Here is a 19,922-nt window from a genome sequence, read left to right on the forward strand (position 1 = left end):
TTATCTCCTGGCTGTTTCTGCGGGGCGGATACTTTCTTCGACGACCCGCCCTTCAAATCGTTCCACAATACTCTTGACCAGAGGATCCTGCCGGATGGACTCTTCCGCGGCTTTCTGGCGCGCAGCTCGCTGGCGCTCCTCAAAGGCGGCGGGCGTATGCAACCCCGGCACACCCTGCTCTATCTTCAACTGTGTGGCGTCGCCGAAGCGTGATCTCAAGGCCGCCAGTATTTTTTCTTCGTGGCGAGCATTGAGCAGCCGCGCATGCCCCTCATCCAGAGTCAGCACAACCGCCTGCCCTTCCATTCTCATGGACGAATAGCTGGCCAGGTTTCCAGGCATGCCGGTAATACCCAGCGAGCGGAAATCACGTTCCCAGACAAACCCGTCGGAGGTAACCGGTTGCTCGGGCTCGGCAGGGGCTGGCTCAGGCTCGTTCACCAGGGCCTGGTCAGCATTTTGCTCTGACTGCACCGGATCAGGGGCCAAAACTGGTTCCGGCGCTGACTCTGGCTCGGATATCGCGTTTGCGTCCGGCTCAATACTGGAATCCGATTGCGGGACCGGCTCTTGCCATTCCGGTGATTCGGCCTGAACGCCGTAGTCCTCTGGCTCCCAGGGTGGCGGGTCATCCACCATGGGTGGCTGTGGCTCGGGTTCAGCTACCGGCTCCGGACTGGGAACCGGCTGAGGCGCGGGCTCGGGTTGCGGTGCCGCGGCGACAGCCTGGGTGGGCGTGGTTTGCGAAACCGGGCCAGGCTCAGGTTCTGACTCCGCCGGGCCACTGTTGCTGTTGCCAGAAGCCAGCGCCGGAGGTTCCCGGCGATCGGCACCCGGTCGAAACGCCAGCATGCGCAGCAAGGTCATTTCAAAGCCCATACGGGCATCCGGCGTTACCGACAGATCTTTCCGGCCAATCAACGCGGTCTGGTAAAACAACTGGGCATCTTCGGCACTGAGACGACGGGCCAGTTCCTGTACCTGGGCAGCATCGCCCATGGCGTTGTCGGCACTGCCCGGCACCACCTGCTCCATGGTGACGCGATGAAACAGGGACAGCATATCGGACAGGATGACGCCGTAATCCGGCGCAAAATCCGAGATCCGGTTAATTTCAGACAGCAGGCCGGGGCCATCACGCTCAACCAATGCGTTAACAATGCGCTGGATATCGCGCTGATCGATGGTGCCCAGCATATTGCTGACATCACTGGCAGCCAGGTTCTCGTTGCCGAATGCAATCGCCTGGTCGGTCAGGCTGAGGGCATCCCTCATACTGCCATCGGCCGCCCTCGCCAACAGCCACAGAGCCGGGTCTTCAAACGGGATCTGTTCTTCGGTCAGAACATGCTTCAGGTGGCCAACAATGTGCTCCGGCGTCATCCGCTTGAGATTGAACTGCAAACACCGGGAAAGCACCGTCACCGGCAGCTTCTGGGGATCAGTGGTGGCCAACAGGAACTTGACGTGTTCAGGAGGCTCTTCCAGGGTTTTCAGAAAGGCGTTGAAGGACTGGTTGGTGAGCATGTGCACCTCATCGATGAGGTACACCTTGTAGCGGCCGCGCGTGGGGGCGTACTGCACGTTGTCGGTCAGTTCCCGCATGTCATCTACACCGGTGCGGGAGGCAGCATCGATTTCGATCAGATCAACAAAACGGTTCTCCAGGATCTCCTTGCAGCTGTCGCATTCACCGCAGGGATTCGGCGTTATGCCGGTCTCACAGTTCAGACAGCGGGCCAGCAGGCGGCCAATGGTGGTTTTGCCCACGCCCCGGGTGCCGGTAAACAGATAGGCATGGTGCAGGCGCTGGTGTTCCAGGGCGTGAATAAGCGCCTGTAACACATGTTCCTGCCCCACCATGTCTTCAAAGGTACGGGGGCGCCATTTCCGGGCTAAAACCTGATAGCTCATGATCCATCAACTGCTCTGAAAAATGGGAACAACTCTAGCATGGACAGGCAATGAGAAGAAGCATGCGCTTGCGCAACAAACGGGAGAGGAAACAGGCAAAACAAGAGGCTGGATATGGGGGTGACCCCACCAGCGATCCCCCGGCACACACATCCACCGCTTCGGCTGCTCCCTTCCGGGCCTGACCGGGTTCACGGTTTCATGTTGCGGAGGCACCAATGGGGCCACCATAACGGCGTTTCGGGGCATTTCCCTCGAAAGCGGCGCGCATATTAACAGAAGGGTATAAGGACTACAACGGCAAAGGGACTTCGTCCTGCCGGAACCAACAGGCAATGCTGTACCGGGTGCGATTGGCGGGCAATACCTCGTGGGGCACATCCTCACTCAGAAACAGAGCCGCACGCCCTGCTTCCGGCCGCACCAGACCAACCATCTGATCTTCGTTGTCGGGGCTGAACACCCGCAACTCTCCCCCGTCTTGCAGCTGCCATCCTTCATTCAGATACAGCACCAGGCTGACCACACGGGATGCCCTGCCCCGGAAACTGTCCAGGTGGCGCTTGTAGAAATCGCCAGGCTGGTAGGTGGCATAATGCGCTTCATAGCGCTTCAGCCCAAGAAACAGGCGCTGGTTCAGACCAACCCGCAGGGCATCAAAGAACCGGAACAGCTCCGACTGGGCGGCGGTATAGCCATCAAGCCAGGCGATTTTATCCCGGCGGACGCTGCGATCACGGGTCAGATCGGCACCGCGCCCAATCCCTGCTCTCCCCATGGCTTCGGTACGGTCCAGTATCTCTACCTCGTTACGAAGCGCAGCGATCAGGCCAACGGGCAAATGACCGAGCAGATCCAGCTCAATCCAGGCTTTCTCGCTCAGGCTATCGGCGAGTTCATCCAACCAGCCATCGGAGACCAACAAAGAATCACAGCGGCCAGCTGCCCCGATAATGTCTCCAGCCACCTTGTCCAACTGGCCCGCGGACTGCTCGAGAAGCGGCTCCGGCATCGGCAAGACCGACGCTACCGGATTTTCTGATTCCATGTTCAGACCCTCACAATTTTGACGTATTGTATTCAGAAACTCGCCGCGCGCACGGTTTTAAATTACTCTGAAGCTACGGAGTTTTACCTAAAGGAAGCCGTTTCTGAATATGTCGGACAGCAGTAGCAAGCCGCCAGCAACCGGAGGCCCGGGCAACTGGTCATTTACCCGCTGGAGTACCATCGGGCAACTGGAGGCACTTGAAGTTCATCACCCATTGTTCCAGGCCACGTTGTTTCTACAGGGGGCACACCTCACCCATTTCGCGCCAAAGGATGAACGCAACTGGCTCTGGCTCAGTGAACTCGCCCGTTTTCAACCTGGCCGAGCAATTCGCGGTGGCATTCCCGTGTGCTGGCCCTGGTTTGGAGACCCACTCCGGAACCCGCCGGAAATCCGCAAGCGCATAGCGTCATCCTCAGCCCATGGCTTTGCCCGCACCGCTTTATGGCGGCTGGAAGATGTTCGGGAAAGCGCCCACGAGGTAGAAGTCAGCCTGTCCCTCAGCGCCAACGACGATTTCCAGGAACACTGGGACGGCCACGCCCTGGCCCTGATCACCTTCAGTTTTTCCATTCGCGGTTGCCAGATCGCACTGACAACCACCAATCTTTCGAAAGCGCCGCTGGCGTTCAGCCAGGCCCTTCACACTTACCTGCCCACTGACGACATTCAGCGAACCCGCGTGCTGGGCCTGGGAAACAGCCAGTACATCGACACGCTGAAAGACTGGGACTACGTCTCACAGGAAGGGCCAGTGTATTTCGAAGGTGAAGTGGACCGGATATACGAAACCGGCGAAGCACTGACCGTAGTAACACCTTCCGGCAAGCGAAAGCTTACGTCTGTGGGTAGCGATTCAACCGTGGTCTGGAATCCTGGCCCGGGAAAAGCGCAGCGCCTTTCAGATTTTCCGGACTCTGCCTGGCAGAAAATGCTGTGCGTCGAAACAGCCAATGCAGCATCGGATTATCGGGTATTAAATGAAGGCCAGAGCCACACAATGGGCGTATTCATCGGCCGCGCCTGAGCGGCAACTTCTTTGACACAGGGAGCGGGCATGGGCCTGGCATCGTATCTGAGATCGAAACTGATACCAGCGGAACTGGACGAACAGGTAAACCGCATTCGCAAACCCATCGGCACACTGGGCTACGATCCCTGGGGTTATAACAACGAAGCGGTGAAATACGGCTTTTCCGTTGCCCGGCAAATCTACGAGAAATACTTTCGGGTCAGCGCCTCCGGCGTTGACAACGTGCCGGCAGAGGGCCCGGTGCTGATTATTGCGAACCACTCCGGCCAGTTACCCATCGACGGCCTGCTCATTGGTTACGCCCTCGCCTCACGGGAAAAAAATCCTCGAATTCCCCGCGCCATGATCGAGCGTTTCTTTCCGACGGTGCCGTGGCTTGGCAACCTCCTGAACGAAATCGGCGCCGTGCTCGGAGACCCGGTTAACTGCGCGAAGATGCTCGCCAACAACGAAGCAGTGATTGTGTTTCCGGAAGGCGTGAGAGGCTCCGGCAAGCTCTACCGGGACAGGTATCAACTGAAACGTTTCGGCAACGGTTTTATGCATCTGGCCATGAAGTACAAGGCGCCCATTGTGCCTGTGGGCGTAGTGGGCTGCGAAGAGACCATCCCGGCCATTGCCAACATCAAGCCACTGGCCAATGCCCTGGGCGTACCCTACGTTCCTGTCGCCCTGCCCGTGGTGCTCCCCGCCAAGGTACACCTGAATTTCGGGGAACCCATGTATTTTGATGATACCGAAATCCCTGAAGAACAGGTCACCGAACGGGTAGAGGCTGTGAAAGCCGAGATCAGCCGCCTGATTGACAAGGGACTGAGCGAAAGGAAAAGGCTGTTCTGATGAGCAAGCACCAAAGACCCCGCATTCTGATCACTGGTGCTGCCGGTGCGCTGGCCCAGCAAGTGATCCGCCGCCTGCGAGAAAGCTGTGATCTGGTGGCCGTCGATTTCCGGGAACAGGTTTACCTGGGAGACGACATCCCCAGCTACTGCATCGACTTTAACAAGCGGGTCTTCGAAGACCTGTTCCGACGCTACGAGTTTGATGGCGTGATTCATCTCGGCCGCATCCTCTCCAGCCAACTGACCCGCATGCGCCGCTATAATGCCAATGTGCTGGGCACCCAGAAGCTACTGGACCTCTCCCATAAATACGGCATACGCCGGGTGATTGTGCTCTCCACCTACCACGTCTATGGTGCCGTGGCCTATAACCCGGCGCTGATTGACGAGTCCGCCCCCCTCAAAAGCGCGGGCCTGAGCGCGGACCTGGTGGATTCAGTGGAGCTTGAGAACCTCGCCAACATCTATCTTTGGCGCTACCCGGAACTCAACATAACTATTCTTCGGCCCTGCAACATCGTGGGCCCCGGTGTTCGCAATACCATGAGCACCCTGCTCAGTAGTGAGCGGGCACCCGTATTGGCTGGCTTTTCGCCGATGATGCAGTTCATCCATATCGACGATATGGCAGACGCCATTGTCGCCGCCTGGGCAAAGCCCGTAAAAGGCGTGTTCAATGTCGCGCCGCAAGACTGGGTCGCCTACCAGCACGCCCTGAAGCTCTGCGGTTGCAAAACCATACCCATTCCCTCCATTCCACCGAGCGTGCCGAAGGCCATTGCCCGGGTTCTGAACCTGCGCAGCTTCCCTCCCTACCTTATGGCATTCTTCAAATATCCGGTGGTGATTGACGGTCGCGCCTTCGCCCGGGAATTCGGTTTTGAGCCCAAACGGCCATTGAAAGAGATTTTCCGGTATTATCGCGATAACAAAAAACCGGTGTGAAACTCATCGGTAATTTGAGTATTCAAATAGACGAACGGCCCTTTTCGGCGCTACCCTGTACATATTAAATACAGTACCCGGGCACCGGCAGGCCCGGGATTCCCGGTGTTCAAGGAAAGAGCTAATGTTCAGGGATCTCAGCGTGATCAGTCACGGCGCGGCAGCCGCTGTCTTTGCGGTTCTGGCCGTTCTTGTGGCAACCCGTTATCTTCGCCGCGACATTGATCGTGCTCTGTTCCTTGCCGCCATTGTTACCGCCCTGTGGGCCTCCGTCCTGGTTACCCAAAGCCTCTGGGGATCGCCCGGATTCTTCACCCGCTACCTCCTGGAACTGCTCAGAGACACAGCCTGGTTACTCCTGCTGTTCGCCATGCTTCGCGACGGCTTTCGCCAAGGCCGGTTCACCAGTCAAATAAAGAAGGTATTGGGTGCCGCGACGGCGATACTGATTATCACCTTACTGGCCCTTGGTACACTGGAGTTCGCCCTCCACATCGATCTGGTCAGCGGTAAGACCAAGGTGATTGGCCAGATCGCCCTGTCACTCCTGGGCCTGTCGCTGGTCGAGCAGATCTGGCGAAACTCTACTGTTTTCGGCCGCTCCAGCATGAAGTACCTGTGCATTGGCGTTGCCACCATCTTCGCCTTTGATTTCTTCATGTATGCTGATGCTCTGCTGTTCGGGCAAGTCGCGGATTCGTTCTGGAATGCGCGCGGTTTTGTGAACGCCGCACTCATGCCCCTTTTTGCAATTAACGTGGTTAACACACGCAAACAACCCGTGGACTTCCAGCTGTCCCGTTCGGCCGTATTTCACGCTGGCACACTCATCTTCGCGGGCGGATACCTGTTACTGCTGGCCATCGGCGGTTACTACGTGCGGGCTCTCGGTGGTGAGTGGGGCGAAGCCCTTCAGGTTCTTTTCATCACCGTTTCCCTGGCATTTCTGGTGACACTTCTGCTGTCGAGGCGTATTCGCGGCCGCCTGATGGTCTTCATCAGCCAGAACTTCTTCGACTACAAGTACGACTATCGCGATGAATGGCTCAAGCTCACCAAGGAACTTGCCAACCTGAGCAACGAACCACCCCTGCCCGAGCGAGTAGTGCGCATTCTGGCCGGACTGGTGGAAAGCAATGCCGGCGCGCTCTGGATAAAGGGCGAGCAAAAAGATTTCCACCTGAAAGCCAGCGTGAACATCGCCACACCCAAGGACACCATCATTGACGAAGACTCGGACATGGTGAAGTTCTTTAAAGATCGTGAATGGATCATTGATCTGAGTGAATACCGGGAAGACCCGGTGAGCTACAACCTGCTGGAAATACCGGACTCCATCACCAAGACCCCGGAAGCCTGGCTGGTCATCCCGCTGTATCTTGATAACGAACTCTACGGCATTGCCATGGTCGGCGCGCCTTACGCCAGGGTGGAGCTTAACTGGGAGAACTTCGACCTGATCAAGGTGGTGGCCCGCCAGACCTGTAATCTCATCGCCCAGAACGATGCCCAGAACCGGCTCTCACGGGCCATGCAGTTTGAAGCCGTCAGCAAGGCCAGCGCGTTCATGGTGCATGACCTGAAAACACTGATCGCCCAGTTGTCCCTGCTGGTCAAGAATGCGCCCAAACATCGCAACAACCCAGCCTTTATCGACGACATGATTGCCACCACCGATCATGCGGTCCGTAAAATGTCGAACCTCGTGGATCATATCCGCAAACCATCCTCCGGGGCGGACGAGCAACGTGCTCCCATAGACCTGACCCAACTGGTCCGCGAGCTGATTGAAGACAACAGCCGCCGCAGCCCGGCACCGATGCTACTGGGTGCTCCACCCGCCATCCAGGTATGCGCCGACAAAGAACAGCTGCGCAGCGTGCTGGGCCACCTGATTCGCAACGCCCAGGACGCCACGGCTCCAACCGGGGAAATCACACTGAACCTGAAAACGGCCAAAGGCAGCGTGGTGCTGTTTATCCAGGATACCGGCAGCGGCATGACGGAAGAGTTTATCCGCACCCGGCTTTTCAAACCCTTCGAAAGCACCAAAGGGCTTACCGGTATGGGGATTGGAGCCTATCAGGCCCGGGAATACATACAGGAACTGGGCGGTTCGATTGACGTAACCAGCGAGCCCGGCCTGGGCTCCTGCTTTTCGGTACGTATTCCGCTGGCCAATGCAGCAACCGGCGAATCAGCCGGGAACAAGCCGGAACCGACAGATTCCGGCTTGCAGGAAGGCAGGCAAGCCGTCAATTAACCGACGGAGAAGACTATTTTATTAAGCGAGCATTGCAAAGTGTCAATGTTCAGTTAAGAATCAGAGTCATGGAATCGCGTTCGCCTCATGGGCGTCTATCCGATATGAACACGGAACAAAGGACTGGTTGTTGTTGTGAAGCAGTTATTGATAGTCGAGGATGATCCTGGCCTCCAGAGCCAGATGCGATGGTGCTTCAGTGAAGACATTGAAGTCTCGGTGGCCGCTGACCGGGAGGCAGCGCTAACGGCACTTCGGCGTCTCGAGCCTGAAGTGGTGACGCTGGATCTTGGCTTGCCACCCGACCCCGGCGGCGCCACTGAGGGTTTCGCCCTGCTGGAAGATATCCTTCGCCTGGCGCCCATGACCAAAGTGATCGTGGTGACTGGGCGGGAAGACAAGGAAAACGCCGTCAAGGCCATAGGCATGGGAGCCTGCGACTTCTACCAGAAGCCGCTGGATGCCGACATCCTCACCTTTGTGGTAAATCGGGCATTCCGCCTCGCGGAACTGGAAAAAGAAAACCGCGAACTGTCCTCGCAAGGCAATGGCACCAACATCAAAGGCATTGTTGCCGCCAGCCCCGAAATGCTGGTGATTTGCCGCACGGTTGAAAAGGTTGCGCCTACCGATGTCACCACCCTGATTACCGGCGAAACCGGTACCGGCAAGGAACTCCTGGCCCGGGCCCTGCACGACCTGAGCCATCGCGCCGACAAACCCTTTGCGGCCATCAACTGCGCCGCCATTCCGGAAAACCTGCTGGAGAGCGAACTGTTCGGGTTCGAGAAAGGCTCCTTTACCGGCGCGACCCAATCCAAGAAAGGCAAGATTGAGAGCGCCAACGGCGGCACCCTGTTTCTCGACGAGATTGGCGATATGCCGATGGCACTGCAGGCCAAACTGCTTCGCTTCCTGCAGGAACGAGTGGTCGACCGGGTAGGTTCGGTAAAACCGATTCCCGTTGATGTCCGGGTGGTGTGCGCCACCCACCGGAATGTTCAGGACCTGATTGCCCAGGGCGATTTCCGGGAAGACCTGTATTACCGGATCAGTGAAATCACACTGGATGTGCCTGCCCTGCGTGAACGGGATGGCGACCCACTGGTGATTGCACAATCCCTCCTGAAAACCCTGGGGAAACAAATGGACCGCCCTAACCTCACGTTCTCGGACGATGCGGTTCAGGCCATCAATGCCTACAGCTGGCCAGGCAATGTGCGTGAAATGATCAACAAGGTGAAGCGGGCGATCATCATGGCCGATGGCAAGCGCATCACCGCCGAGGACCTGGTTCTGCCGCTCGAAGGCTGCGACACCGACTTTCAGCTCAACCTGCGCCAGGTACGTGAAGCGGCAGAACGAAAGGCGATTATTCAGGCCCTCACCACCAGTAATTTCAACATGGCTCAGGCATCGCGCCTTCTGGGCGTTACCCGCCCGACGCTATACAACCTGACCGACAAGTACCGGATTGAGACCAACACCGCCCCGAACGAGGCCTGAGACACCCAATGCTGGAACAGAACAAGACCCGACGAAGGAAGGACCAGGGCATGAAGATAAGAACTATTGCGCGTGCATCACTGCTATCCGCTGCCATCGCTTTGGCCGTGACGGGGTGCAACAGCGAACCGGACATGTCTCAGGAAGACATTCAGTACATCAGCCATGTAGACCAGGCACGGTTTTTCCAGCGCCAGGGTGAGCTGAAAGCAAGCACCATCGAGGCCAGAAGCGCCATCGATCTCCAGCCGAATCGCACCGCCCCCTACTTTGTCATCATCCACAACCTGCTTACTGCCGGTGATGCGGCGAACGCTGAACGGCAACTGGACAAACTCCTTGAAAAAACCAACATCGAGGATCTGGGCCAATCGGAACGCAACCAGGCTGCGTTGATCCGGGCTGAAGCCCGTATTCTCCAGGGTAAACACCAGGAAGCCCTGGAATCTCTGGACCAGATTTCATCGCCCTCTCCGGATCAACAGTTGCAGGCAGACAACCTGAAAGGTCGCGCCTGGTTGACCAGCGGCGACTTTGACAAAGCCGAAGAGGCCTACCAGAGCGCGTTCGACAAACACAGCAATAACGTTGTTGCCATGGTCGGCCTGTCCCGGGTTGCCACGGCCAAGGGCGACTTCGACACTGCAAAGGAACGCCTTGAGAAAGCCGTAAAGATTGACGCTGAACACGGAGACGTCTGGCTCTGGAAAGCGCAATTCGCCCATGCCCAGCAACAATGGGCCGAAGCTGAGCAGGCGTACATACGCGCACTGGAAACCATTGGCCAGTTCGACGTTATGACCTTCCGTAAATACCAGACCATTTCGGCCCTGATCACCGTTCTGCGTGAGCAGGGCAAATCGGCGGAGGCATTTGTCTATGAGGAAATCCTTGCCAAGTCCGGTCCGGGTACGATCAAAAGCAACCTGGAAGCCGCGGCCTCAGCCTATAATGATGGCGACCTGAATACCGCCGCCAGGTATCTGCAGGAAGTCCTTAACCAGGTTCCCAACCATCAACAAAGCGCATTGATGCTGGGCGTAATACGTTATCGGCAAGGCCGCCCAGAGGAGGCGGAGAAACTGCTTGCTCCGCTGGCCGATATGGAAAACGCCGATGAAGTACGCAAACTCCTGGCCGCCACCCGCATATCCATGCGCGACCCGGCTGGCGCAAAATCACTGCTGGAAGACCTGGAGGGCAGCGACGCCGATCCACAAACACTTGCACTGGTAGGCATTGCAAGCCTGGCTTCTGGCGATGACCAGAGTGGCCGCCAGCTCCTGGAGAAGTCGCTGGAACTGGCACCGGAGAACCACAACCTGCGTTTGCGCTATGCGGCTTATCTCACTCAAACCCGAGATTTCGCCAATGCCATCAAACAGGCCAGTCAGATTCCGTCGGATGCCACGGAGGCCCTGCAGGCCACAATCCTGACATCCCAGGCCCAGGCGTTGTCTGGCAATTCGCAGGCGGCAACAGACACCCTGGACACCTGGCTTAAAGCCAATCCGGACAGCATGGCTGCCCTGATTGCCCGCGGAAACCTGGCCAGCAGCCTGAACAACACCCAACAGGCGGCCAGCTACTTTGAGCGGGCGCACAAGCAACACCCGGAAGAAGCAGCTCCTCTGGTAGCTCTGGGCAACCTTGCCCGCGAACAGCAGAACACGGAGCAGGCGATTGCCTGGTACCGCCAGGCGGTCGAAACCAACCCGAACAACCTGCCCGCCATTCAGGCCCTTGCCGGTGTGATGAAGCGCGATCAACTGACCAGGCTGATGCAGGAAATCAGCACGCAACATCCTGAGGCAAACGGACCGCGGCTGATCCTTCTGGAATCCGCGCTGATCAACAACGATACGTTGCGAGCCGATGAACTGACCGCCCGGTTGATGGAAAGAGAGCGCGAAGACCAGCCCTCACCGTCTGAACCGCTGGTCGCTGCGGTGTATGAAGGCATTGCCACTCAAATGGCACAGCGCGACAACAGCGAGCGCGCTCTGGAGATCCTGAGCCGCGGACGAGCGCTCTTCCCAGAGAACGAGGCCATCGCCCTAAAAGTGGCTGCCATCGAATTCAGCAATGGCAACGCAACCGCCGCGCGAAGTGCGCTGCAGGATGCCAAGCAGCATCATCCGGACTCCCCCGCGCCCTACCAGGTAGAAGCCAGCTATTACGAAAACCAGGGCGAACATCAGCAAGCTGCTGAGCTTTATCAACTGGCGCTGGCCAAGCGACAAACGGCGGAACTGGCCATCGCCCATGCTCGCGCACTCTCTAACGCCGGCCGATCTCAGAATTCGATAGAAGCACTGCAGGAAGCCAACAAACAATTCCCGAACAATTCGTCAATTCTGCTTACACTGGCGCTTCAAACCCAGCAAGCAGGCCAGACGGATGCGGCCATTGAGCACTACCAGCAGGTTCTGCAACTGGCCCCGGACAACGCCCTGGCGCTGAATAATCTCGCCTGGCTGTATTACGAGGCCGGCAACAGCGAAGCGGCATCACTGGCCAAACGCGCCTACGAACTAGTGCCCCAAAATGCTGCGATTGCAGATACCTACGGCTGGATCCTGTTCGAGGCTGGTGAACACGAGCAAAGCCTGGCTGTACTGGAAAGAGCCCATTCCCTGGCACCGGATTCCCAGGAAATTGCCATGCATCTGGCCGAAGCTTATCGAGCCACCGGCCGCACGGATGCGGCCCAGCAGATCATGGACAAGTTCAGCACAGGCAACAACGGCTAATCATTACTCGCGCTATAACCAAAGAGAGGACATAACGAAACGTTCCTAGCCGCCGGTGGCAGCCCTGACACACTGCAACAATACTTTACATATTGTTTCCAATAGCAAGGAAGGTGGGTTATGGCTGCTATCAAAGTGTTGAGCGTAGGCACCGTGGTGGTTCTGCTCAGCGGCTGTCAGAACTGGCAGTTCAGGGATATTGAGGATTTGCCACCGACAGCCGCGATACCAGAGACGAGCGAACCGGGAAAGGTCGATGTCTGGTATTTTGACGGTATCTCCGGGAACTACGTTCAGGGCATGCTGGACGCAGAGAAATATCCGGATTCGCCCGATGAAATCACTGAACTCACCCAACTACGCCAAGCCACCAGCCGAGCCAATAATTACGGCACACTGATCCGGGGCTTTATCGAGCCCCCCGAAACGGGCGAATACACCTTTTACATCAGTGGCGACGATCAGACACAACTGTGGTTATCTGATTCCCAGAACCCGGACGGTGCGGTTCAGATCGCCTCCACCATGTCCACGCCCCTCGATAATTTCACCCGCTATGCCTCACAAACCTCCGGCGTACAATATCTGGAGGCCGGCAAAAAATATTACTTTGAATTCAGACACAAGGAAGGTGGATGGGACGACCACTTTACCGTTGCCTGGTCCGGCCCCGGCATCTCTCAGCAAGTGATCAGCGGCAGCGCGCTATACAGCTACGCCCAGAAAGCCCCTGACTCGGCCCCCGAGATGACATCCGAAGATGCCTACCATCTGGGCTACCGAATCGGCTACTTTGACGCTGAACAGGGCCTCTCATTCAACAGCCAGTACCCCCCACTTGATGCGGACAGTGATGATCTGTACGACAACTGGGAGATTGTGTACGGGCTGGATCCATCCAATGCCGCCGATGCAAAATCCGATACCGACAATGATCTGCTTACCGCCATGGATGAGTTCTGGGCCAGGACCAATCCCGGCACCGAAGATACTGATAACGACGGGATTCCGGATGGGTACGAATACGCCTATGGCACGGACCCCACCAACCCGGGCGACGCCAATACCGATCTTGACGGTGATGGCTATACCATCCTGCAAGAGTATCAGGCCGGCACCAATCCCACCGATGCCAGCGACTTCCCTGCCCCCCAGGAAGTGTACGCAACCGGATTCGTCGGCCAGTACTTCACAGGCACCGAGTTTGACAGCTTCGTTTACAGTCAGCGGGATGCGACCGTCGACTTCAACTGGAATAGTGGAAGCCCGGCAGCGGAGCTTCCAAAGGACCGGTTCAGCGTGCGTTGGCAGGGATGGTTCACACCCCCCCACAATGAAGGAACCCGGGACTACACCTTCACCACCACCACGGATGATGGTGTTCGGCTTTTCCTCAACGGGTCTACCGTCATTGATCAGTGGAAGAACCAATCCCCCACCAGCTACAACGCCACCGCGAGTCTCGAAGCAGGGACCCCCGTTGCCATCACCATGGAGTACTTTGAGTTCGGCTGGGGTGCCACCGCACAACTGGTGATTACCGACGCCGCCACTGGAGATGCCATATCCACGACCAACACCGTCCAGCATCTGGCATTGGACAGCGAGTTCGCCGAAAGCACCTTGAACGACGGCATCGACGATCTTTACAAACTTCGCTACGGACTCCCCCTGATGCAACCATCAGCGAGCCGGGTGCTTAACGATAGCGGCGTGACGGTTCTTGAGGCTTATCAATCGGGCCTGCACCCGTACACGCTCGAAACCGTATCGGAGCCAGAATCACCGGTCACCAGCCAGCCCGGCGGTACCGGCGATGCCAGCGGCAGTGTGACACTGTCGTGGACGCCTCCGGGCACCAGGGTAGATGGCAGCAGCATTTCTCTCAGCGAAATTGACCGTTACCGGATCAACTACGGACAGGATGCTGCAAACCTGACTCAAACTCTGGAGGTGCCGGCAGGCACAACCTCAACCACGGTTACCGGCCTGGCGCCAGGCACCTGGTACTTTACGATTCAGGTAATTGATATCAATGGATTGAGTAGTGAACCGTCGGACCCGGTGGAGCATCAGGTTAACTGAGACCAAAGTGTTGATGTCGAGTTATTTTACAGCAAAGTCAAGAAGGCAAAAGATAATTCATTATTTTCAATGAGTTAAATGTTGGCACGAAGCCTGCATGCCTATAATTGACGTAACGCAAAGACCACTCACTGGAGGAGTGACTCAAATGAAAAAATTGACTCAAGGCTTGGCAATGGCTGCAGCCGTCGGTTTTGCCGGAGTGGCTCAGGCTGCTTACATTGATGCCGTCGCAAACGGCAATGCACCTGGCGCCGTTCCTGAGCAAAGCGTTCCTGGAGATAACGATTACGCTACGCGAAATGCTGGTACCTGGACTGCCGATGCGCCGTTGTACAGTGTTGGCGATTCCGTGCTGTTCGGCCACAACTTGAAGTCCACCAGTTCAGATCCGTTCAAGCTGACCTTTACCTATCTGGGTAAAGAAGCGAGCGACAACAACCAGTTTTACTGGGGTAACACCTTGGTTTTTGACCAAACTAACAGTCCAAACGACACCTTCAGTACCGTTTTCTACGGTGGCCTGGACAAACTGCTGACATTCAGTTTCAAAAACGGAAACAATGTTGAAGTGCTTAACGACGGAACCAACGGTAGCCAATTAAATATTCCGGGCGAACCCAAATCATCAGTCAACTTCAACCTTTTCCAAGTCCCCAATGAGCAGGATTACTTCCTGATCAGCTTTGATGACGGCTGGACTGGCGACGACAACCACGACGACATGGTCATCGCTGTTCGCGCCACCAAAGTACCTGAGCCCGGCACCCTGGCGCTATTGGGCCTTGGCCTCGCAGGTATTGCAGTGCGCATGAAAGGCCGTAAAAAAGCCTGACATCGAGTTCTATGCTACGCTTTAAAAGCCCTGCACTTGCAGGGCTTTTTCATTTCAGGTCAGGTTCATGGATGTACTGATTGTTTATGCCAATAGCGGCAGGGGGCTCCAGAAAGATGCCAGGATACTGGAAGCAGCCCTGCAACGGCTTGGGCACCAGACCAGGCAGGTTCAACTGCCCCCTACTCCCGTATGGCGTTCCCGCCTTTCAGCCTATCGTTTCAAAGCATTAGAACGACTTTGCCCCAGATTTCTCAGCAAACTCTTCTATCGAACTCAAGTTGCTTTACTCCGGCTGCTCCATACGGGTCAACGGGCAGATCTCGTCATTCACCTCGAAAATATCTGGATATCTCAATTGGCTGCTGGCCGGCACCACTGGCTCATCCCTAACCAGGAATGGTTCATTGAATCGAGAGGTCCCTACCTCAGCTTTACCAACCGTATACTCTGCAAAACACAGCACGCGGTATCGATTTTTTCCGCCTTACATGCAGACACCCAATACCTCGGTTTTACCGGCGGTGAAGTTAGCGCTCAAAACGGTTCAGAAAGGAAAGACTACGGTTTGGCTTTGCATGTAGCTGGCAACAGTCAGTTCAAGGGCACGCAACGTGTTATGGCATGTTGGCAGAGGCACCCTGAATGGCCAGAACTGGTCGTCGTCTCCCAGCATCTGGACACCACCCCCGCCGCCAATATCAGGGTAGAGAAAAATCTCACGAACAATGAACTAAACACACTCTGGGCCCAGGCCGGTTTCGCGGTACTACCTTCTGAGGTGGAGGGTTATGGCCAGGTACTGGCAGAGGCCATGGCTTACGGATGTATTACAATAACAACTGATGCACCGCCCATGAACGAGCTGGTTGGGAAGGACAGAGGCTTTCTGGCACACGTGGAAAGAAAGCTGACGTTTCGACTGGGCACCCGTTACCTTGTCTCAGAGCAAGCTCTGGAGCAGAGTATTCAAGCTGCGATAGACCAGCCACCGGCCACGCTGGCCCACATGTCCCGGCTGGCAATCGAATGGTATTCAACCAATCACGAACAGTTTCTTTCCCGATTAGAGAGCCAGCTCAACGATCTGGTCGCACCACCTCTTGATCAATCTGCTCAAGAATCACCGGAAAGGTAGACTCGATAAACTCAGCAAGCGTTGCAGCCACCTCACAGCCATCGCACGCCACTGCAGAGATGAGTAAAGAGGCATCATCACGGCCACTGAAGAACCCGCCCACCTGAGCAAGCTTCGCGCGCCACTGATCGGTTTCCCACTGCCCCTGAACAAAGTAGCTATACCCCAGATGCACACGTTGTCCCGAAACACGATGTTTCAGGGTGACTCCCTGCACCGGGATATTCAGGCTGTTTTCAACATCAAAGAAGCCTTCCGGAATCCAGAAATCACGGTCATAAAGGCGGTTACTGTACTGGATGAGTTCCGCACGATGCCTTTGATAGTCATAGGTAAACGCGCCCAGATAGTAGGTTGTGCCCAAACCTTGCCCTGCGCGGGCCTGCAAACGGTCAAACAGGGTCTGCGCATACACTCTGTCTGGATTGAGAACGTTGGGGCGCCACCCCTCCAGTGCAGATCCGAAGACCGGGGAATACCTTTCACTTAAATCAATGGCGTACCCTTCGGGTTCAGAAGCAATGTTGCCTCGCTTGTCCGGCAAAGCAACCCAGGTAACCAGCCCCAACAGCGCGACAACCGTTACAGCAACGGTAGCTTTACCTGCGGGTTTGGCGTGATCTTGCTTCTCGTCATTATCCTGGCTGGCAACAACCTGGTCGTCCCGCTTCTCAAGCTGACGAGCCAGAAAATAGAGGGGAACAAGCGTGCCCGCAAACACCCACCAGCCAAAGTTTTCATGATCCTCAATCAGGCTGGACTGCATGTTTGTTTCATACCCCATGTAGATGATGACGAACACCCGGATCCAGTTAGCAAGTAGGGCGAACGCCACCCCCAAACAGAATAACGTGACGCGGGATCGTAACCTCGACAGGTATAACTCGCCATAAATCAGAACCAGCGCCTGTCCCACCAGCAGATACCGTAGTCCAGAGCATCCATGAGCAACCTCAAAGGTTCCGACACCGATGAGGTAAACGAAAACGCCCTCCACCTCAAAATCAATATCGAAAAAACCCAACAGGACCTTATTAACGGCAACGGTAATTACCTGTAGCGTCCAGGCCAGGAAATCCCACACAGGAATGGTCAGAAACAGCAAACCCAGCGGCACAATGAACCAGCGAGCCTGGCGCCACCCCATCAGCGTCGCGCAGGCAGCAAACAAAAGAGGCACCAACGCCAATTGCTGAAGCGCCTGAAGACGAATCAACCCGCCGACCCAATAGGCAAGCAGACAGGCTATCAAAGGAAGAACCCAAACCGGGGCGAAGCCCGGGGCCACCGGATTGGTCTTCGCCTTTCGCCAGATCAGATACAGCGACACGCCGGCTAACAAAAGACCATGGGAGTATGATTCGTCCCACTTTAACCATCGCGTCACGATTCCCTCCAGAGTAGGAAAAGTAACGAACGCCAGCACACATAAGACAAGCAGGAACGGCCACAGACGACTCATCAGACTGATAGACGGCATCCTTTCCATATTCATGACAACACCCGCTCAGAGACGAAAGAAACGATTAATTGAGGACACTAAACGGGGAGGCATGCAACCCCTTGCCCCATAAGCCATTTTAAGAATGGGAGAACGAACATACTCAACGGTGGTAAACAACACCTGCTCCCCTCTGAAGTGCTGTTTGTAGAACGTATTTTTCCCGGACCCGGCCAGCAAGTCGTAACTGACAATGCTCGAATCCTGAAAGGATCGCTCAATGGCATATCCCAAATGGAGCGTGCCCAAGGACAATTTGTTGTGGAAATCCTGCATGAACCCCGCCTGCAGGTTGTATACCCGATTCCCGGCGCGGACATCATAAAGTACAGACACAATCTGATTGTCGGCTCTCAGTACCGACATTCTCGCGGATTGGCTTCCGGAGAGCCGGTTCAGAAGTGCCTCATGGAAGCGAACAGCATTATCGTCAAAGCAGGGCTTTCCCCAACGCTCGCAATGAAAACGATTGAGTAATGCCAGAAACGTCTCCGGGGTCTGCCATTCCTCGAAGGAACCATTCAAGGTACCTTCAAACAACTCTCGCCGATTATAGGCTTTCAGACGAGTATTCTTTCCAAGCCTTGATAACCAGTCCGTAAACTGCCCCTGAGTTGGAATCACCACACCTTCCGACTCGCTCCGAACTACCCGGGAGAGAGCCAGCGTTTGGCTCAGGCCAGATTCGATCATACTCATTGATCTCGCGGAGGCATCCGCAATGATCATCTCATCCCACCGAACCTCGGCGAGATAACTCCCGAGCGCCTGCAGGATGGCCTGTTGCTCACGCCGATCCGCAATGACACCCACATATTCCGTACGCACCGTAGGCCCCAGCTTCCAGGCATTACCTACCACATGCAGCCTTCGAACTTTCCAGCCCAGCGGCGTGCTGACGGCACTCAGGTAAAGCGGAGCCAGGCCAACCAGCGTATCGCCCGGGGCGTATACGCCCAGCAGCAACAGATCGAGATTCAGTCTATCGCCCCAGGTTTCCCACCAGGACGCCTGCCAGGCCCAGCTCATGAACAGCGGGTCGGCATTACTCTGCTCCAGCAGATGATCCCAGCTTTCCTGCAACCCGAAAAACTCTTTCTCAGACAAGCGACGAACGGTATATGTCACATTCGCCTCCCTCGTCTGGAAGTTAGCAGCATTTTTACAGCGAACCGCCAGGGGCCCATCCAGAACGGGTCCTTCGACAATGACCGAAGCAAAGAACGAATGGCCTGGCGACGCTGACCAGACGAGTACTCATATCGCCCTTTCCGAATAAAAAAATAACTTAACCCCCGGCGGGCCTCACCCCGGGTAACCGCTGAAGGAAAGGCTTTCAGAAAACTCTGGACCAGCTGTTCGTTCGCTCGAAACCGGCTCTCTTTGTCAGAGGAAATCTGGTTTTCCATAACCCGGTAATACCCAAGCACCACTGGAACATATAGAAACTGATAGCGGGTAGAAAAACGCAACCAGAGCCCGTAGTCCTCCGCCAACCGATCGGCGCTGTCAAAGCCCCCCATCTCGTCAAAGCAGCGCTTGCGGGTCATAGTTGTGTTCATGCTCACAAAATTATCCCGGAGCAACTGCGGCGTGATACGGCCGGAATAACGAGCCATACGATTCACACCATGTTCGTGCCCTTCCCCGTCTATGGCTATGAAATCACCATAGACGATATCCGCCTCCGGATGTTCCTCAAAGGCCTTCAGACTGGTTTCCAGCTTTGTACTCACCCAGGCATTATCAGAGTCGAGAAAGCAGATAAACTGGCCACGCGCCTCGGCAATTCCGCGATTCCGGGCCACACTCTGCCCCTGGTTCTCCTGCTTAAGATATCGAATGCGGGAGTCCGCCAGATACCGTTCCATCAGCTCGGCGGTGCCGTCCGTGGAACCATCGTCAATAACGATCAATTCGAAATCAGGAACCGATTGAGACAGAACGCTCTCAACCGCAAACGGCAGGTAGTCCGCCCGGTTAAATGTTGGCGTGATGACCGACACCAGAGGATTAGAAGACATGACTGCTTACTTCCCTGTCTTATTCATCATTG

At 56.1% G+C, this 19,922-nt stretch carries 14 protein-coding genes and 1 other RNA gene; 9 read left to right on the forward strand and 6 right to left on the reverse strand.

Annotated features, from left to right (window positions below):
• From dnaX to ARC85_RS10320, 3 genes are all read right to left on the reverse strand, one after another.
• Positions 1-1,914, reverse strand: coding sequence for a DNA polymerase III subunit gamma/tau (dnaX, locus tag ARC85_RS10310; protein ID WP_286714800.1), 1,914 nt, complete (start codon positions 1,912-1,914; stop codon positions 1-3).
• A gap of 124 nt (positions 1,915-2,038) precedes the next feature.
• Positions 2,039-2,135, reverse strand: an RNA gene (ffs, locus tag ARC85_RS10315) — signal recognition particle sRNA small type.
• A gap of 71 nt (positions 2,136-2,206) precedes the next feature.
• Positions 2,207-2,962: a 2OG-Fe(II) oxygenase gene (locus ARC85_RS10320; protein ID WP_023010073.1), complete on the reverse strand. Its 756-nt coding sequence runs from the start codon at positions 2,960-2,962 to the stop codon at positions 2,207-2,209.
• A gap of 109 nt (positions 2,963-3,071) precedes the next feature.
• Between ARC85_RS10320 and ARC85_RS10325 the strand changes: the two genes are divergently transcribed.
• The 9 genes from ARC85_RS10325 to ARC85_RS10365 all read left to right on the forward strand — a co-directional run bounded on the left by ARC85_RS10325 (position 3,072) and on the right by ARC85_RS10365 (position 16,365).
• Positions 3,072-3,992 (forward strand): D-hexose-6-phosphate mutarotase, encoded by a 921-nt coding sequence (locus tag ARC85_RS10325; RefSeq protein WP_206851888.1) that lies wholly within the window; start codon positions 3,072-3,074, stop codon positions 3,990-3,992.
• 30 nt (positions 3,993-4,022) lie between these two features.
• Positions 4,023-4,838, forward strand: a complete 816-nt coding sequence (locus tag ARC85_RS10330) for a lysophospholipid acyltransferase family protein (RefSeq protein WP_022991126.1) — start codon at positions 4,023-4,025, stop codon at positions 4,836-4,838.
• Positions 4,838-5,785, forward strand: a complete 948-nt coding sequence (locus tag ARC85_RS10335) for an SDR family oxidoreductase (RefSeq protein ID WP_011785102.1) — start codon at positions 4,838-4,840, stop codon at positions 5,783-5,785. Before ARC85_RS10330 ends, ARC85_RS10335 begins: the two co-directional genes overlap by 1 nt.
• A 124-nt stretch (positions 5,786-5,909) precedes the next feature.
• Positions 5,910-8,048, forward strand: a complete 2,139-nt coding sequence (gene prsK, locus ARC85_RS10340; protein WP_273030571.1) for an XrtA/PEP-CTERM system histidine kinase PrsK — start codon at positions 5,910-5,912, stop codon at positions 8,046-8,048.
• Positions 8,049-8,183: 135 nt separating this feature from the next.
• Entirely contained in the window at positions 8,184-9,554 is a 1,371-nt protein-coding gene (gene prsR / locus ARC85_RS10345; protein ID WP_014421323.1) for a PEP-CTERM-box response regulator transcription factor, read from the forward strand.
• Positions 9,555-9,604: 50 nt separating this feature from the next.
• Positions 9,605-12,307 carry a tetratricopeptide repeat protein gene (locus ARC85_RS10350; protein ID WP_286714801.1) on the forward strand — a complete coding sequence of 901 codons (2,703 nt, stop codon included), beginning with the start codon at positions 9,605-9,607 and terminating at the stop codon, positions 12,305-12,307.
• A 120-nt stretch (positions 12,308-12,427) separates the two neighbouring features.
• Entirely contained in the window at positions 12,428-14,392 is a 1,965-nt protein-coding gene (locus ARC85_RS10355) for a PA14 domain-containing protein (protein WP_286714802.1), read from the forward strand.
• Between the two features lie 148 nt (positions 14,393-14,540).
• Entirely contained in the window at positions 14,541-15,227 is a 687-nt protein-coding gene (locus tag ARC85_RS10360; protein ID WP_226596285.1) for a PEP-CTERM sorting domain-containing protein, read from the forward strand.
• 67 nt (positions 15,228-15,294) lie between these two features.
• On the forward strand, positions 15,295-16,365 hold the full coding sequence (locus tag ARC85_RS10365) for a glycosyltransferase (protein ID WP_286714803.1): 1,071 nt from the start codon (positions 15,295-15,297) through the stop codon (positions 16,363-16,365).
• On the opposite strand, the gene xrt is transcribed toward ARC85_RS10365, so the two are convergent.
• The 3 genes from xrt to ARC85_RS10380 are packed head-to-tail and all read right to left on the reverse strand — an operon-like array spanning position 16,307 to position 19,890.
• Entirely contained in the window at positions 16,307-17,860 is a 1,554-nt protein-coding gene (gene xrt / locus ARC85_RS10370; protein WP_286714804.1) for an exosortase, read from the reverse strand. The genes ARC85_RS10365 and xrt overlap by 59 nt on opposite strands.
• Positions 17,861-17,872: 12 nt before the next feature.
• A complete protein-coding gene (locus ARC85_RS10375; protein ID WP_222533773.1) occupies positions 17,873-18,994 on the reverse strand; it encodes a GNAT family N-acetyltransferase in 1,122 nt (373 codons plus the stop codon).
• A complete protein-coding gene (locus tag ARC85_RS10380; protein ID WP_286714805.1) occupies positions 18,991-19,890 on the reverse strand; it encodes a glycosyltransferase family 2 protein in 900 nt (299 codons plus the stop codon). Before ARC85_RS10380 ends, ARC85_RS10375 begins: the two co-directional genes overlap by 4 nt.
• Positions 19,891-19,922: the final 32 nt, after the last annotated feature.

It is taken from the genome of Marinobacter sp. tcs-11 (genome assembly GCF_002049515.1).
Classification (GTDB): domain Bacteria; phylum Pseudomonadota; class Gammaproteobacteria; order Pseudomonadales; family Oleiphilaceae; genus Marinobacter; species Marinobacter nauticus.

Bases quoted from the DNA above. Each gene is read 5' to 3' on its own strand.
- dnaX (WP_286714800.1), bottom strand. From the start codon at position 1,914: ATGAGCTATCAGGTTTTAGCCCGGAAATGGCGCCCCCGTACCTTTGAA.
- ARC85_RS10365 (WP_286714803.1), top strand. From the start codon at position 15,295: ATGGATGTACTGATTGTTTATGCCAATAGCGGCAGGGGGCTCCAGAAA.
- ARC85_RS10335 (WP_011785102.1), top strand. From the start codon at position 4,838: ATGAGCAAGCACCAAAGACCCCGCATTCTGATCACTGGTGCTGCCGGT.
- prsK (WP_273030571.1), top strand. From the start codon at position 5,910: ATGTTCAGGGATCTCAGCGTGATCAGTCACGGCGCGGCAGCCGCTGTC.
- ARC85_RS10325 (WP_206851888.1), top strand. From the start codon at position 3,072: ATGTCGGACAGCAGTAGCAAGCCGCCAGCAACCGGAGGCCCGGGCAAC.
- ARC85_RS10320 (WP_023010073.1), bottom strand. From the start codon at position 2,962: ATGGAATCAGAAAATCCGGTAGCGTCGGTCTTGCCGATGCCGGAGCCG.
- ARC85_RS10355 (WP_286714802.1), top strand. From the start codon at position 12,428: ATGGCTGCTATCAAAGTGTTGAGCGTAGGCACCGTGGTGGTTCTGCTC.
- ARC85_RS10350 (WP_286714801.1), top strand. From the start codon at position 9,605: ATGAAGATAAGAACTATTGCGCGTGCATCACTGCTATCCGCTGCCATC.
- ARC85_RS10360 (WP_226596285.1), top strand. From the start codon at position 14,541: ATGAAAAAATTGACTCAAGGCTTGGCAATGGCTGCAGCCGTCGGTTTT.
- xrt (WP_286714804.1), bottom strand. From the start codon at position 17,860: ATGAATATGGAAAGGATGCCGTCTATCAGTCTGATGAGTCGTCTGTGG.
- ARC85_RS10330 (WP_022991126.1), top strand. From the start codon at position 4,023: ATGGGCCTGGCATCGTATCTGAGATCGAAACTGATACCAGCGGAACTG.
- ARC85_RS10380 (WP_286714805.1), bottom strand. From the start codon at position 19,890: ATGTCTTCTAATCCTCTGGTGTCGGTCATCACGCCAACATTTAACCGG.